Annotated in this window: 9 protein-coding genes and 1 pseudogene; 6 read left to right on the top strand and 4 right to left on the bottom strand. The window is 68.4% G+C overall.

Annotation, left to right across the window (positions count from 1 at the left end):
• The first annotated feature begins 56 nt into the window (after nucleotides 1-56).
• Both JOD27_RS15125 and JOD27_RS15120 read left to right on the top strand, forming a co-directional pair.
• Nucleotides 57-485 (top strand): DUF2690 domain-containing protein, encoded by a 429-nt coding sequence (locus JOD27_RS15125; protein WP_204762883.1) that lies wholly within the window; start codon nucleotides 57-59, stop codon nucleotides 483-485.
• An 83-nt stretch (nucleotides 486-568) separates the two neighbouring features.
• Nucleotides 569-1000, top strand: coding sequence for a hypothetical protein (locus tag JOD27_RS15120; protein WP_204762882.1), 432 nt, complete (start codon nucleotides 569-571; stop codon nucleotides 998-1000).
• 3 nt (nucleotides 1001-1003) lie between these two features.
• Here JOD27_RS15120 and JOD27_RS15115 read toward each other — a convergent pair whose 3' ends face one another.
• Nucleotides 1004-3676, bottom strand: coding sequence for an AfsR/SARP family transcriptional regulator (locus tag JOD27_RS15115; RefSeq protein WP_204762881.1), 2673 nt, complete (start codon nucleotides 3674-3676; stop codon nucleotides 1004-1006).
• Nucleotides 3677-4250: 574 nt separating this feature from the next.
• Between JOD27_RS15115 and JOD27_RS15110 the strand changes: the two genes are divergently transcribed.
• From JOD27_RS15110 to JOD27_RS15100, 3 genes are read left to right on the top strand one after another with little or no spacing between them, the layout of a single operon-like run.
• Nucleotides 4251-6377, top strand: a complete 2127-nt coding sequence (locus JOD27_RS15110; protein ID WP_307830136.1) for a bifunctional diguanylate cyclase/phosphohydrolase — start codon at nucleotides 4251-4253, stop codon at nucleotides 6375-6377.
• A gap of 27 nt (nucleotides 6378-6404) precedes the next feature.
• The gene (locus JOD27_RS15105) at nucleotides 6405-8378 is read left to right on the top strand and encodes an APC family permease (RefSeq protein WP_204762880.1); all 1974 of its coding nucleotides are present in this window, start codon (nucleotides 6405-6407) and stop codon (nucleotides 8376-8378) included.
• 46 nt (nucleotides 8379-8424) lie between these two features.
• Nucleotides 8425-9975 (top strand): tannase/feruloyl esterase family alpha/beta hydrolase, encoded by a 1551-nt coding sequence (locus tag JOD27_RS15100; protein ID WP_204762879.1) that lies wholly within the window; start codon nucleotides 8425-8427, stop codon nucleotides 9973-9975.
• On the opposite strand, the gene pip is transcribed toward JOD27_RS15100, so the two are convergent.
• Both pip and JOD27_RS15090 read right to left on the bottom strand, forming a co-directional pair.
• The gene (pip, locus tag JOD27_RS15095; protein WP_204762878.1) at nucleotides 9972-10919 is read right to left on the bottom strand and encodes a prolyl aminopeptidase; all 948 of its coding nucleotides are present in this window, start codon (nucleotides 10917-10919) and stop codon (nucleotides 9972-9974) included. The genes JOD27_RS15100 and pip overlap by 4 nt on opposite strands.
• Nucleotides 10920-11814: 895 nt before the next feature.
• Nucleotides 11815-13026 (bottom strand): HNH endonuclease signature motif containing protein, encoded by a 1212-nt coding sequence (locus JOD27_RS15090; RefSeq protein WP_204762877.1) that lies wholly within the window; start codon nucleotides 13024-13026, stop codon nucleotides 11815-11817.
• 274 nt (nucleotides 13027-13300) lie between these two features.
• Here JOD27_RS15090 and JOD27_RS15085 point away from each other — a divergent pair.
• Nucleotides 13301-14352 (top strand): annotated as a pseudogene (locus JOD27_RS15085) (IS110 family RNA-guided transposase).
• A gap of 649 nt (nucleotides 14353-15001) precedes the next feature.
• Here the strand turns inward: JOD27_RS15085 and JOD27_RS15080 are convergent.
• Nucleotides 15002-15547, bottom strand: coding sequence for a DUF305 domain-containing protein (locus JOD27_RS15080; protein ID WP_204762875.1), 546 nt, complete (start codon nucleotides 15545-15547; stop codon nucleotides 15002-15004).
• Between the last annotated feature and the right edge of the window lie 12 nt (nucleotides 15548-15559).

The raw sequence follows: 15559 nt of genomic DNA, 5'->3' as shown, positions 1-15559 counted from the left end.
CCTGACCGGGTGCAGCTGTCAGGTCGGTGCAAGCGCTGCTCAGCAGTGTCAGCGCCATGAAGTCGACAAGCCTGCTCGCCGCGGCGGCGCTGACGCTCCTGAGCTGCCTCATGGCGCCGGACGCCCAGGCGGCGTCCTGCAGCGGACGTGGCTGCAACGGCAAGGACCCGGCCGACACCGGGTGCGGCGCCGGTTCCACCGTGGCGGACACCGCGGAGATGTCCACCAGCGGCAAGGCGGAGTTGCGCTGGTCGCCGACGTGCAGGACGAACTGGGTGCGCGTCTCGAACTACTCCGGCGGTGACTCGGCACTGCGCATCACCGTGTGGTCGAGCAGCGACCACGTCGGCTTCGTCGCGCCGGGAACGCCCGGCAACCACTGGGGAAACATGGTCTACGCGCCCGGCTGCGCCCGCGGCGAGGTGCTCTACGTCGACGCCGACGGCGTCCACCGCACCGCCAGGCTGCAGTCGAGCGCCTGCTGAGGGGGCGCGCCGTGACCGGCTACATCACCGACTGACTTGTCCGCCCTGCATCAAGACCTTCGTAAAACCATTGAGGGAGAAGCATGTTCAACAAGATCGCCAGCACCGTGGGCGCAGCCGTCATCGTCGGGGGTGCGATGCTGGGGCTCACCTCGCCCGCCCAGGCCGAGTCGGCGCCGGGCTGCTCCAGGGTGGACCAGATCGGCTCCACCGGTTACATCAAGAGCGGCGACACCAAGATCGGTTCGGTCAAGCAGTTCAAGGGCTGCAACAAGAACTGGGCCTACGTGTACGTCTGGGAGGGCTTCCGCAGCTCGCACTCCAACTGGGACGTCTGCGTCAGCGTCGCGACCGGCCGGAGCGCCCCGTTCAGCCTCGAGGGCCTGCAGTGCCACGGCAAGAAGGCCGAGAACTGGTCGGAGGGCACCGCCACGTTGAGCGTGTGCACCCACGCCGTCGGCAACATCCAGTGGGGCACCCACGAGCCCAACGGCAAGACCGACATCCGCTGCTGATCTCTAGCTGATCACGCTTTCCAGCAGGGTGTCCTTGCGCAGACCGGGTGTGCCGAGCAGTTCGGCCGCCCGGTCCGCGTGCTTTTCCAGCCCTGCCTTGGCGAGCACGCGATGGGCGACGCCCTCGCCGTACCGGTCGCCGCGCGCGCTGGTGATCTCCAGGCAGCGCTGAGCGTCCATTGTGGCCTCTTCGGTCTTCCCTGCGGCCAGCAGCACCTCCGCGCGGCACAGCAGAGCCTGCCACTCGTCGTTGTGCTCGCCCGTGGCCCGGCACAGGTCGATGCACTCGTCCAGCGCGATCGCGGCCTCGTCCAGCCGGCCGAGCTTGAACAGCGCCTGGCCCTGCGACGCCAGCGCGTACGCGGTTCCGGCGGCGTCCTGGTCCCCACGGGCGTACCGCAGGCTCTCGGTCGCCGCTTCGAGCGCCTGCTCGTACCGTCCGGCGACCTGGTGCACCTGGGCCAGCGCCGAGAGCGGAACCCGTTGCGCACCAGCGGGTCCGTGATCCTCGATGAGCCTGACGGCCTCCGCGAGCGTGCTCTCCGCCCGGTCGAGATCGCCGAGTTCGCGGTGGATCGTGCCGATGCCCGCGAGCGCGCGGCCCTGTCCGAACGGGTCGTCCGCTCGTGCATCCAGCACCCCTTCGAGCTGGGCGAGCGCGGTCTCGAACTCACCGATCCGGCGATTGGCCGCGGACTGCACCAGAAGCGCGGTCTGCAACGCGGCGGAGGTGCCGATCGTGCGCGCTGCCCGCAGAGCGATCTGGCCGAGCTCGACCAGGTCGGCGACCCTGTCCTGTTTGAACAGATGCGGGTAGAGCATGTGCGCGATCGCCAGGGCGTGCTCGGCCAGCGCCGGCTCCGCCATCGTGGACCGTGCCGCCGCCAGCAGGTTCTCCGCCTCGTCGGTGAGCCACTGCAACGGCTCGGCGAGATCCTGTTGCGTGGCCGAGTTCGTGAGCGCGCCGTACGCGTGCGGGCGCAGCTTCTTCAATGCCGCGGTGAGAGTCTCGCGGTAGTGCGCGAGCGCACGGGCGAGAGCGTCGTGCTTCTCGTCGTTGGGGTGCTCGGCGCCGAAGAGCCTCAGCAGGTCGTGCACGCGGTACCGCTCCGGCCCGCACGGCTCCACGAGCTTGGCGTCCACCAACGGATCCAGCACGCGGTCCACGTCGTCCTGCCCGAGCAGCGCCTGTGCCGTCGACTCGCTGACCGTCGGCACGTTGAGGCAGCACAACAGGATGAACGCCCTGGTCGACGAGTCGTTAAGCCCCTCGAAGCTCAGCTGGAAGCTCGTCCGCACGCCGAGGTCGTCGAAGTTCAGCTCGTCCAGCCGGTGCCGCTGGTCCGCGAGCCGCTTGGCCAGCGTCCGCGTCGTCCAGTCCGGCCGGCTCCGCAGCCGTGCGGCCGCGATCGTGAGAGCCAGCGGCAGGTAGTCGCAGGCCTTCGCGACCTGCCTGGCCGCCTCGCCGTCGTCGCCCAGCAGCTTCACGGCGTCTTCTTCCGGCAACGGGTCGAGCCGGACGTGCCGCGCGCCGAGCGTCGCCAGCATCCGGCGGCTGGTGATCAGGACCGCCGACCCCGCCTCGCCGGGCAGCAGCGGGCCGACCTGCGCCGCGTCCACCGCGTTGTCCAGCACGACCAGGACCTTGCGCCGGGCGAGCGTCGACCGGTAGAGCGCGGCGGCTTCCGACGTGTCCGTGGGCACCGCGAGCGGTGGCGTGCCGAGCGCGCGCAGGAACCTCCTGAGCACCTCGGCCGAGGAGAGCGGTGAACGGCCCGGCGTGGCGCCGTGCAGGTCCACGTACAACTGGCCGTCCGGGAAACGTTCCGCCATCGCGTGGGCCGCAGCGGTGGCGAGAGCACTCTTGCCCTGCCCGCCGGGGCCGTGCACGGCGATCACGGTGTCCGGCGAGCTGGTGATCAGCTCGATCTCGGCGCGGCGTCCCACGAACGGTTCGGGGGCCTTGGGCAGCTCCCGCGGCACGGCGGGGATGTCGCCCTGCAGGATCGCCGAGTGCAGGTCCTTGAGCTCCTGCCCCGGATCGAGGCCGAGCTCGTCCGCCAGGTGCCGCCTGCCCTCGTCGTAGACCCTGAGCGCGTCCGCCTGCCGCCCGCTGCGGTGCAACGCGACCATGAGCGCGCCGCGCAGCCGTTCCCTGGTGGGGTGTTGGGTGACGTACCCGGTCAGCTCGCCGACGACCTCGTGGTGGCGGCCCTCCTTGATCGCTTTGTCGACACGTCGCTCGATCGCCCCGAGCCGCTCCTCCTCCAGCTGGTTCGCGAGCTGCGTGTTCGTGGTCAGCTCGGCCAGGGCGGGACCGCGCCAGTGACTCAGCGCCTCGTCGGGGTCCTCGGTCTCGCGGAACAGCTGCAGGTCGAGCGACCGGTCCGGGATGTCGAGCCGGTACCCCTGGCGCGACCACTCGAGCGAGACGCCCGGCAGGTCCTTGAGAGCCCGTCTGAGCTGCGAAACGTGCACCTGCACGGCTTTGCGCGCGCTGGCGGGTGGATCGCCGTCCCACAGGATCGACATGAGGTGGTCGACGCTGACGGTCTGACCGGCGTGCAGAAGCAGCAGCACCAGGACCTGGCGGGGCTGACCAGCGGAGATGCGCACGTCCCGCTGCCCGTGCGTGACGAGCAGCGGCCCAAGCACCCCGAACCTCACGCCGTCCACACGGGCAACGATATCGGGTCGAAAACACTGTTGTGGCCGCTACGGCCAGGACACGTCCGCAGTGCGTCCACATTGGATGGACAGATGCCATTGTCGGTCCGCCCCGTACCAGCAACGGTTAACTACGAAGGTCTACGGTCGACAATTCGGAAGAGATGTCCGGGACGGCCGTACGAAAATCACCGCGGCCGTCGACACGGGCCCGCGTTGCACCCCTCGGGTGTCCGCCAACAGGTCGAACGCGCGATCATGCACGCGATCTCCGTGGTACGAGGTGTCCGAATCACGCTCAGGCGGGGAAAAGTCGTGCAAAAATCGATCGGGGACCACCCGCGGGCACCGATCGGCGACACACCCGGGATCACGCGCCGGACGCACTCGTGGGCGGATTGGGTGAGCCGGCGTACCCGGCTGCCGCAACGGCACTCGGTTTTCTTTCACGTGAAAACAGAACAGGGATTTGCGGTAGCGTCCGTAATAGTGGTCACCTCATTGGAGTAACGGCGGTGCCGCGATCATCCCAAGTCGGGCATCATCACCTGGCTCGACCAAGTCGTAGAACGAGGGGTCTCGTGTGACCATCTTCCGTGCCGGCCGGACCGGAGTGTGGTGGATGTACCTGGTGGCAGGTCACCTGCTGCTGGGCGTCTACTACCTGATTCCGGTCAGCCCTGCGGGGACAACGGGTCAGACGGTACGAGTGGTGCTCTACTGCGCGATCAGCGCGTCGGCTGCGATCGCGACATTCACCGGGGTGCGCCGCAACCGTCCCCAATGGAGGCGGCCGTGGGTGTTCCTGGCACTCAGCCAGGTCGTTTACGCGATCGCCGACCTCACGTTCTACACAGCGCACTACGTCTTCAGATACGACGATTACCCCTCGTACGCGGACATCTTCTACCTCGGCCATTACCCGCTGATGGTCGCCGGTGTGATCCTGCTGATCCGCCGCCGCGCTCCGGGACTCGACCTGCCGAGCCTGCTCGACGCCGCCGTCCTCGCCGTCGTCGCGGGCATGGCGTCCTGGCTTTTCGTGATCGGCCCGCAGGCCAGGCTCACGTCGCCGGCGCTCGTGAAGATCGCGTCGCTCGGCTATCCGATGATGGATCTCGCGCTCTTCGTGGTGGCACTTCGTTTGATCTTCGGCGCAGGGCCGCGGCCGCGCGCGTTCGTCCTGCTGACGGCGAACCTGCTGGGAATCCTGACGGCCGACACGATCTACGTGCTGCAGCGCCTCGACGGCAGCTACCACGCGGGCAACTTCCTCGACGCCATCTGGTTGTCGGCCAACCTGTGCATGGGTGCGGCCGCGCTGCACCCGACGATGGCGCGTCTCGTCGACCGCGCGCACGTCAAGGACGTCGGCTTGAGCCGCGGCCGGATCATCGCGCTGTCGTCGGCCGCACTCGCCGCGCCGGTGCTGATGCTCATCCACGACGTCAAGTCGTCGCAGGACGTCCTGGTGCTGGCGGCGGGTGGCGCGCTGCTGTCGTTGCTGATCATCGCCAGGCTCGCGGGGCTCGTGGCCGACCAGCGCAAGCTCGCCATCACCGACAGCCTCACCGGTCTGCACACCCGCAGGTTCTTCGAAGCACAGCTGCCGTTGGAGATCGCTCGCGCACGCCGCAGCGAGGGCTCGGTCGCGGTGTTCATCATCGACGTCGACCGCTTCAAGTCGATCAACGACAACTACGGCCACCCGGCGGGCGACGACGTGCTGATGGAGGTCGCGGCACGGCTGCGCGCGGCGTCGAGGTCGGGTGAGGTGCTCGCGCGGTACGGCGGCGAGGAGTTCGCGCTGCTCGTGCCGGACGCGGGCCCCGGCAGGCTGTCCGTGATCGCGAACCGGCTGCGCGAACGCGTCGCGGAGAAGCCGATCCCGGTCAACGCGGGCAACGACGACATCCCGTTGTCCGTCACGGTGTCGGTCGGCTCGGCGAGCTTCCCGACGCACGGCGACGGCCCCGACGACATCGTGGTGATCGCGGACAGGGCGCTGTACGCGGCGAAGGCGGCGGGGCGCAACCGGATCGCGGTCGGCCCGGAGCCGCTGCCCGCGGTCGACCCGGACACCGACGGCGCGATGGCGGAGTTCCTCTGCCAGGTCGCCGACAGGGTGGACGGGTGGCTGCACCGCTACGACCACAGCCGCTCGGTGTCGCGCTGGGCGGGCGTGGCGGCGGCGGAGTTCGGGCTCGACGCGCCGACGATCAGGGTCGCGCAGCTGGCCGGGCGCCTGCACGACATCGGCAAGATCATCATTCCCGAGGTGGTGCTCACCAAGCCGGGTGCGCTGTCGGAGGAGGAGTGGCGGCTGCTGCGCCAGCACCCCGACTTCGGCTACCGGCTCGCACGGATGGTGCCGGGGTTCGCGGGCGTCGCGCACGTGATCAGGCAGCAGCACGAGCGCTACGACGGCGACGGCTACCCCGACGGGCTGCGCGGCGCGGACATCAGGGCAGAGGCCCGCATCTTGTCCGTATGCGTGGCTTGGGCCGCGATGCGGTCAAACCGTCCACACCAGACCGCGCTGGACGAGAACCGGGCCCGGCGCGAGCTCTGGGCAGGCCGAGGTCAGCAGTTCGATCCGGACGTCGTCGACCTGTTCCTGGACCTGCACACGCAGGGCAGCATCGGCACGCTGCGTCCGTCCGGTTTGTCCGTTCAGGAGGCTGGATTCCCCGCCGACTTCAGGCCTTGATCGTCGGGTAGTGGCATGCTCTGCGCCATGAGCACGGAGTACGCCATCCCTGCAGAGGTCCCGAGCCCGGAACGGCCGGACCCTCCGGGCGGACCGGTCGCGCGGTGGTTGCTCGCCGACCGGGTGGCTCCCAGCGGCCCGGAGAGCAACGAGTCGCACGCCAAGCCGCACGCGTGGTGGAAGGTCATGACGCTGACCGGCGTCGACTACTTCTCCACGCTGTCGTACCTGCCGGGTATCGCCGCGCTGGCCGCCGGTGCCCTGTCGCCGCTCGCGACCTTGCTGATCGTGGCGCTGACGTTGCTCGGCATGCTGCCGATGTACCGGCGGGTGGCGAAGGAGAGCCCGCACGGGCAGGGCTCGGTGGCGATGCTCGAGGACCTGCTGCCGTTCTGGCGGGGCAAGGTCTTCGTGCTGGTGCTGCTCGGGTTCGTGGCGACGTCGTGGATCATCACGATCACCCTGTCCGCGGCCGACGCCTCGGTGCACGCGCTGGAGAACCCGTACGTCCCGGAGTCGTTGCGCGGCTACGAGCTCGCGTTGACGATCGTTCTGCTGCTGATCCTCGGCGGCGTGTTCCTGATGGGCTTCAGCGAGGCCGTGGGCGTCGCGATCCCGCTCGTGGTGGTCTTCCTGGCGCTGAACGCCGTCGTGGCCGTGGTGGGCATGGTGGACGTGTTCGCGACGCCGGACGCGTTGCAGCGGTGGCTCGACGCGCTGGGGTCGCACGGCAACGGGGTCTTCGGTGTCGTCGGACCGGCGATTCTCGCGTTCCCGTTGCTGGTGCTCGGTCTGTCCGGCTTCGAGACGGGCGTCAGCATGATGCCGCTGGTCTCGGCCTCCGGGAAGACGCCGGAGGAGCAGATGGAGAGCCGGGTGCGCAACACCCGCAAGCTGCTCACGACCGCCGCGTTGATCATGTCGGTGTACCTGATCGCGACGTCGTTCATCACCACCGTGCTGGTGCCGCAGGACAAGTTCGCGCCGGGCGGCCCCGCGAACGGCCGAGCGCTCGCGTACCTCGCGCACGAGCTGCTCGGTGAGGCGTTCGGCACGGTCTACGACATCAGCAGCATCCTCATCCTGTGGTTCGCCGGCGCGTCCGCGATGGCCGGCCTGATCAACATCGTCCCGCGGTACCTGCCTTCCTACGGCATGGCACCGGAATGGGGCCGCGCGGTCCGTCCCGTCGTGATCGTCTACACGGTCATCTGCATCATCATCACGATCATCTTCAACGCCGACGTCAACGCGCAGGCCGGCGCGTACGCCACGGGAATCCTGGCGATGATGGTGTCCGGCTCGTTCGCGGTGACGGTGTCCGCGTGGCGCAAGAAGCAGCGCGGCGCGATCATCGGCTTCACCGTGCTGACGCTGGTGCTGCTGTACGCGCTGGTGGAGAACGTGATCGAGAAGCCGGACGGCATCACGATCTCGTTCGGCTTCATCCTCGGCATCGTCGTGATCTCGCTGGTGTCACGCGTTTCCCGCACCACCGAGCTGCGTGTCGACAAGATCAAGTTCGACGAGAAGGCACGTCAGTTCATCACCGACACGATCGAGAACGACGGCCGGATCACGTTGATCGCGAACCGCCGCCAGGCCGGTGACAAGCAGGAGTACGACGAGAAGGAGACCGAGCAGCGCGGCATCAACCCGGTGCCGGGCTCGGCGGACGTGATCTTCCTGGAGATCGACATCGTCGACCCGTCCTCGTTCAGCCACGTGCTGTGCGTGCAGGGCGTCGAGGTCGACGGACATCGCGTGCTGCGCGCGTCCGCTCCCGCCGCACCGAACGCGATCGCGGCGATCCTGCTCGCGCTGCGCGACTCCACCGGCGTGATCCCGCACGCGCACTTCGAGTGGTCGGAAGGAAATCCGCTCGGGCACCTCTTCCGGTACCTGATTCTCGGCCGCGGGGATACGCCTCCGGTTGTACGCGAGATCATCCGCTCGGCGGAGTCGGATCCTTCCCGACGGCCACGCGTGCACGTCGGATAGCTGCAAGACTTCCCCCTGTACGTCCGTCTACAGGGGGAAGGACGCTATGCATCGCAAGTTGTTCGTTGTGGTTCTTTCGGTGTTGCTGGTGGGAGCGGGGATTGCTCCCGCCGTTGCCGCCGATCAGGGTTCGCGTCCGGTGCGTTCGTGTGCCGACCTGGTGCGTTCGTACGACGTGCCGGACGCCCGGACCCGCGTCACGTCAGCCTCGGTCGTCTCCGGTGCAACGGAATTCTGCGACGTGCGCGGCACGATCGAGCCGAACATCGGCTTCCAGCTGAAACTGCCGACGCGCGGCTATCAGGGCCGCTACCTCCAGTACGGATGTGGCGGATTCTGCGGAATCATCGGCGATCCGGCCTTTCCGCAGGGCTGCGGACCGGCGTTCGGCAACGCAGCGGTGGCCGCGACCGACGACGGTCACCAGGTGACGCCGGAGAACGGTTTCGACACGACCTGGGCGATCGACAACCAGCAGGCCCGCGACGACTACTTCTACCGCGCACCGCACGCGTTGTCGAAGGTGTCGAAGCGGATCATCTCGGTGTTCTACGGCTTTGCGCCGCGCAAGTCGTACTTCAACGGCTGCTCCAACGGCGGCCGCGAAGCCCTGCTGCTGGCGCAGCGCTACCCGCACGACTTCGACGGCATCATCTCGGCCGCACCGGCGTTCACCTACACCGCGCTGATCGCCTACCAGGCGTGGATCGCCCGCAACGCCATCCCGAACGACAAGATCCTGTTGTTGCACAACGCGGTGATGAAGTCGTGCGACGGCCTCGACGGCTTGGTGGACGGCCAGATCGAGGACCCGAGGCTGTGCAGGTTCGACCCCTCGTCGTTGGCGGGCCAGCTGACCGCCGATGAGATCGCCCGCGTCCACCGCCTCTACGCCGGCCCGTCCGACGCCGGCGTGCGGCTGTATCCCGGTGGCCAGGCGTACGGGTCGGAGGTGTCGTGGACGTTCTGGCTCAACCCGACGCCGGAGTTCGGCCAGGCGATCTCCGCCGGCTTGGCGGACAACGCGTTGAAGCACCTCGTGTACCCGATCGGCAAGCCACACTCGTCGCTGGCCTCGTTCGAGTTCACGCTGCGCGAGTTCCGCCGCCTGGTACCGGAAACGGTGAAGGCCAACGCGATGTCCCTGGACCTGCGCGAGTTCCGCCGCGCGGGCGGCAAACTGATCATCTGGCACGGCGCAGGCGACCAGGGCATCCCGTTCGAAGGCACACTCGACTACTGGCAGCGCCTGACCGGCGGCCGATCCCAGGACTGGGCCCGCCTGTTCGTCGTGCCGTCGATGTGGCACTGCTCCGGTGGCGACACGTTGACCGACTTCGACCCGTTCCCGGCGCTGGTCTCGTGGGTCGAGGGCGGCGCGGCACCCGCACGGGTAGTCGCTTCCGGCCGTGACTCCGAGGGCAACGTCGTGCGCACCCGCCCGGTGTTCCCGTATCCGTTGCGCGCCAAGTACGACGGCTCGGGCTCGGTGGACGACGCGGCGAACTTCGTCGCGGCACCGGGGTTCGGCTTCTCCGACCGGATCCGGTGGGCCGGTGAGGACCTGTACCACCGACCCGGACCCGTTGCGCCCTAACGGAATTTCTCGACGGCCTCGGCGATGGCTTTGCCCATGCTGCTGCCGTCCTTCGCCTGGTGGCCCGCGTCGTTCAGAATCACCAGTTCGGCGTCGGGCCACCGCTTGGCGATCTCCCACGCGGTGCGCAGCGGCCCGCCGAAGTCGTTGCGCCCGTGGATCAGCACGCCCGGGATGCCCTTGAGCCTGCCCAGGTTGTCGAAGATGTAGGTCGGCTCCAGGAAGCAGTCGTTGCCCCAGTAGTGGGTGACGGTCCTGGCCATCTGGTAGCGCACCACCGGGTCTCCGTAGCTCGTGCCAGTGAAGTCGTTGTCGCCGCCGGTCATCGTGGACAGATCCCACTTGTTCCAGTCCCAGGCGGCTTTCTCGCGAACCGCCGGGTCGGGGTCGTTGAGGAGCTTGTTGTAGGCGCGGGCCAGGTTGCCTTCCCGGTCTTCTGCCGGGACACCGTTCTGGAAGGCCTCGAAGTAGTCCGGGAAGAACAGCCCCAGGCCCCTCGTGATCCACTCGATTTCTTCCGGGCGCCCCGCTGTCACGGCAGGGATGACGATCTCACTGACCCTGTCCGGGTGCTGGATGGCGTAGGCGAGGATCAGGGTCGAGCCCCAGGAACCGCCTGCCAGCAACCACTTCTCGATGCCGAGGTGTTCCCGCAGCTTCTCGGCGTCGTCGATGAGGTGCTGGGTGGTGTTGTGCTCCATGCTGGTGGCCGGGTCGCTGACCGGTGGGGTGCTCCTGCCGGTGCCCCGCTGATCCCAGAGGATCAGGTTCCAGTGTTCCGGGTCGAAGTCCTCGCGCCATCGCGGGCTGGAGCCAGAGCCTGGGCCGCCGTGGAAGACGACCGCGGGTTTGCCGGTTGGGTTGCCGCTTGCTTCCCAGTGGATTCGCTGGTTGTCGCCTACTTCGAGCATGCCCTGGGCGTAGGGCTCCACCTGTGGGTACATGGTGGGGAGGGTATTGATCTCCTGGTTCGGGTGCCGATTGGTTTTTGTCCAGGGTGAGCGGTTACGGTTCCAGCGGAGGGGTTGCCTGGGCGGGTTCGGTCGCCTTGTGTAGGTGGTTGCGCGGGCTTTTACCGAGCGCTGGTTTTTTCATCGCCGCTTCGCGACGATTGCGATTGGCGCTTGACTTCGGGGCCCTTGCGAGGCGCTGGTCGGCCTCTAAAAGCCGGGCATAAAGAGCCCGGCCGATCCGAACACGGTAGCACCTCGCACCCAAAGTCAAGCACCAATCGCGAGCGTGCGTGGTCGCGTTAGGCGGTCGGGTTCCGCAAATTACCGCTACCCGGTTCTGAATTGGTCTGTCCGGCTCGGCTGCGCCATCGCGGCTTCGGGTCTGCCGCGGCTTCGCCATTGGCCATGTGAGCGGCGGAGGTTTGCAGCTCGCTTCGAATTGCCATAGCGGGATCGGTTCTTGTCTTCGGCATTGCTGATTCCTGTGTTTTCCCGATGCCGCTGCCCGATCCGAGGCACCGCTTGGGTCGATACCGCCGCCTTTCCGAAGCTGCTGCTTCGTCGGAGCCGCTGCCTCCGGGAGTGTCGCTACCTGACGGGTGCCGCTGCCTGCTCGGTGCCTGCATGTCCAGGGCACTGCTTGCCCACCCGGTGCCGCAGCTTGCCCGGTGCCAGCGCCTTGCCCGTGTCATCGCCTTGTCGGCGCCACGGCCTCGCCAGTGTCAGAGCCTCGTCGGTGTCGTGGCTTTGTCGGTTCCGCGCGGCGTTGCCGCTGCTGGCCGTCCCGCGTTTTGGGCATGGTTGTGCCACGGCCGTGGTGGTGCTGCACGGCCGTGGCGGTCGACGTGATGGTGGTGGGGTCCGTTCGCGTCCCTCGCGGTCGGGGTTAGGCGGCGGTGTGGAGCTGGTTGCGTCTGGGTCTGCGCTCGGGATCGAGCCAGGCGGGCGGGTAGAAGACCGGGACGCCGTGTTCGATGGTGACGTCCCAGCCGCTGCGGTGGATGAGGGTGTGGTGGTGGCGGCACAGCAGCACGCCGTTGTCGAGGGAGGTGTCGCCGCCGTCGGCCCAGTGCTGGATGTGGTGGGCGTCGCAGTGTTTCGGGGGGCGGGTGCAGCCGGGGAAGGCGCAGCCGTGGTCGCGGGCGACCAGGGCGCGGCGGATGCCGGAGGTGAACAGCCGGGACCGGCGGCCCACGTTGAGCGGCTGGGACCGGCTGCCCAGCACGATCGGGAGGATCCCGGCGCTGCAGGCGAGCTGGCGGACCTGGTCGGCGGGGAGGTGCACGCCGTTGTCCAGCGTCGCCGCCCCGGCCTGCTCGGCCAGGTCGTCGTAGTCCACGGTCACCGTCAGCGCGACGGCTTCGCCGCCGTGTTCGGGCAGCACGTCCGCGCGCAACACCAGATCGAGCAGTTCGGCCAGGGCGTCGCCCTGCCGCTCGTCCAGCGTGCGCGGGTCGGGGCCCTCGGCGGTGGCGGGGCGGGGTTTGGCCAGCGGGCCCAGCGCCGCCATCAACGTCGCGCCGGTGACCGGGTCCATCGTCCCGGCGTACTTCACCACCCCGTCCCTGGTCTGGCGCAGCGCCAGCCGGTTACGGGAGCAGGCGGGCTCGGGCTGGGGATCTGTCGGTTCGGGGTCGTTCTGGAACAACCCGTAGATCAGCTTCTTGCCCAGGGCACGCACCAGGGCAGGCTCGAACTGGCGGGCGTAGTCGACCAGCTGCGCCTCACGGTCGGCGGGCAGCGTCTGCATCGCCTCGGCGACCACCGCGACGTGCTCGATCGACAGGGCGCCCTCGGCGGCGGCGGTGGCGGTGATCGGGAGCCGGGCGGTGATCTCGCTGCCGGTCGGGGTGATCTCACCGCTCAGCTTCGCGGCCTGCTCGACCCACCGTGTGGCGGTGTTCTTGTCCCAGCGGACCGCGTCGCGCAGCACGAGTGCAAGGTTTTTGTAGCCGAGTTCGGTGGCGGCGCCGCGCCGGTTCAATTCGGCGATTTTCTGCATGATCGCATAATCGCGGGCCCGGGATTCCGTCACCTCGTCGACGATGCCGCGCAGCAGCTCGCCGGTGGAGAGGAGGGGAAGGCTGGGGTCGCTCACGTGTTCTAATTTACCGCAAGATCACGTGAATATCGGGGCCGAAAATGAACACCATCGAGTGAATCGCCAGCCCCGCACCGGCGTGGCGAAGCGAAGCGAGCCGGACAGGGCAATGCAAAACCGGGAAGCGGTAATTTCCGGAACCTGACCGCACAAACTCAACCACGTACGCACCGCGATTGGTGCTTGATGCGATGAAGGAGCGGGGCCTCGCTCCTGGTGGGTCCCGAGCGGACACTCGGGTTGGCTCACTTCAACTCCAAGGGAGGCCCCTGTGTCTGAGTATGACGGGAAACAGTTCGTCGGGATCGATCTGCACCGGTCTCGTTCGGTGATCGTGCGGATGACCGCGGCGGGTGAGCGGCTGGATGCGGTGCGGGTCGTGAACGATCCGATGGCGTTGATGGCGGAGGTCGCGAAGGCGGGCCGGGCGCCGGAGGTGGTGCTGGAGGCCACCTATGGCTGGTACTGGGCCGCGGACGCGCTCGCGGAGGCGGGCGCGAACGTGCATCTGGCGCATCCTTTGGGGATCAAGGGGTTCGCGACCCGGCGGGTGAAGAACGACTACCGGGATGCGGCGGATCTGGCGGATCTGCTGCGGATGGGCCGGTTGCCCGAGGCGTGGATCGCCCCGCCGGCGGTGCGGGAGTTGCGGGAGCTGGTGCGGTATCGGTGCCGGCTGGTCGGCCTGCGGTCCGGGTTGAAGGCGAGCGTGCACGGGGTGCTGGCCAAGCAGGGCCTGCGGCTGCCGGTGACCGACCTGTTCGGGGTGCGGGGGCGTGCGCTGCTCGCGGCGGCCCCGCTGGAGCCGGTGTTCCGGGCCAGGGTGAACTCGCTGTGCCGGCTGGTCGACGAGTTCGGTTTCGAGATCGGCACCGTCACCGGCCTGGTCCTGCGCCGGGCCGCCCGGGACCCGGGCTGGGCGGTGATCCAGCAGGTCCCCGGTATCGGCCCGATCCTCGCGGCGGTGATCGTCGCCGAGATCGGTGACGTTCACCGGTTCGCCGGGCCGCGGCAGCTGTGCTCGTGGGCCGGGCTCACCCCCGGCATCACGAGTCCGACCGCACCGTGCGGCGCGGGCACATCACCAAACAGGGCTCGCGGCTGCTGCGGTGGGCGGTGGTCGAGGCCGCCCAGAAGACCCCCGCCGGCGCGGGGTGGCTGGTCGCCACCCGCGACGGCATCCGCGAGCGCCGCGGCCGCGGCATCGCGACCGTCGCGGTGGCCCGCCGGCTGCTCACCCTGGTCTACTACGGCCTGCGCGACGGGCACATCCGCGCGCTGAACCCGCGGGCCACAACCAGTTCACCGGACTCCGCGGCATGAGCCGCGGGCCTGGTCGTGACCGGGCGCGGATCGTCCGAAGTCTGACCCCCGCACCGGCGTGGTCGTGGTCTTGATCGACCCCGCCCGGTCACGGTCGCATCCCACCACGCACACACCTGCGAATAGATGACCGGCAACCAGGACGATCCTGGCCTGTCACCGGGAACAGACCCCGGCACGGTGAACGCGACCCCACACCAAGCAGAGCCTGTTTTTCGGCTCGAACAGCGTGACGTGTCCCTCGGCGGCGTCAAGACCCTCCGGCCCCTGGCGGGGCGGCCTGCGGCCGGTCGTTGACCCCGCCGCCGGACACGCCATGCCACAAGCAGCCGAAAACCCGGAAAAACAAGCCCCACAAGGGACTTGACCGGCCCCGCTCCTTCATAGATGACTTTGGGTGCGAGGTGCTACCGTGTTCGGATCGGCCGGGCGCTTTACATGCCCGGCTTTTGAGGCCGACCAGCGCCTCGCAAGGGCCCCGAAGTCAAGCGCCAATCGCAATCGTCGCGAAGCGGCGATGAAAAGACCAGCGCTCGGTAAAGGACCAAAGCGACCACGCCGGAACGCGACTCCTCACGGGTACGCCGACACGCCCACCACGCGGATGCGATGGGCGTGTGCTGGGGGCTGAGCGGGGTCCGGTGTGCGGTCAGGCCTTCTTCTTGGCGGCGATTTGGTCGATCACCTCGGTTTGGGAGACCACGATCTTGCCTGCCAGAGCCTTGGATCCCACGTGCACACCCTGGGTCTGGGCTTCCTTCGCCATGTCCACACCGCTGCGCAGGTGCCGGGACAGCGTGGCGAGGAAGAGGTCGTCGAACTGCTTGCCCTGGGCCGCCTTCAGGCTTTCCACGTCCTTGGCGGTCATCATGCCCGCCATCTTGTGGGTGGTGGCGGCGTCGTCGCCCGGGATCGGGATGTTCCAGGAGCGGAGATAGGTGGACATCTGCTCGATCTCGCCGGCTTCCGCTGTGGCGATCTTGTCGGCCACGTTGATGACGAAGTCGTCCTTGGAGCGCTCCACGGCGACCTTGGCGATCTCGATCGTTTGGCGGTGGTGGGGGATCATGCGCAGCGAGAAGGTCGCGTCCGCCTCGTTGGCTGCCGGCTCGCCGCCGGCGGTGTTGCCGCCCACGCTGGAGCAGCCTGTCAGTGCTAACAGGCCTAGCACGATGATGAGCAGACGCGCACGCATGAAGCCTCCCGT

This window comes from Lentzea nigeriaca, assembly GCF_016907955.1.
In the GTDB taxonomy this organism is placed as follows: domain Bacteria; phylum Actinomycetota; class Actinomycetes; order Mycobacteriales; family Pseudonocardiaceae; genus Lentzea; species Lentzea nigeriaca.
Note: the sequence above shows the minus strand (reverse complement) of the source record. Positions and strands in the feature narration are given on the sequence as shown.

What these genes read in the sequence shown, in the direction of transcription:
- JOD27_RS15125 (WP_204762883.1), top strand. Translation starts at nt 57, where the DNA reads ATGAAGTCGACAAGCCTGCTCGCCGCGGCGGCGCTGACGCTCCTGAGC.
- pip (WP_204762878.1), bottom strand. Translation starts at nt 10,919, where the DNA reads ATGTACCCACAGGTGGAGCCCTACGCCCAGGGCATGCTCGAAGTAGGC.
- JOD27_RS15105 (WP_204762880.1), top strand. Translation starts at nt 6,405, where the DNA reads ATGAGCACGGAGTACGCCATCCCTGCAGAGGTCCCGAGCCCGGAACGG.
- JOD27_RS15120 (WP_204762882.1), top strand. Translation starts at nt 569, where the DNA reads ATGTTCAACAAGATCGCCAGCACCGTGGGCGCAGCCGTCATCGTCGGG.
- JOD27_RS15100 (WP_204762879.1), top strand. Translation starts at nt 8,425, where the DNA reads ATGCATCGCAAGTTGTTCGTTGTGGTTCTTTCGGTGTTGCTGGTGGGA.
- JOD27_RS15080 (WP_204762875.1), bottom strand. Translation starts at nt 15,547, where the DNA reads ATGCGTGCGCGTCTGCTCATCATCGTGCTAGGCCTGTTAGCACTGACA.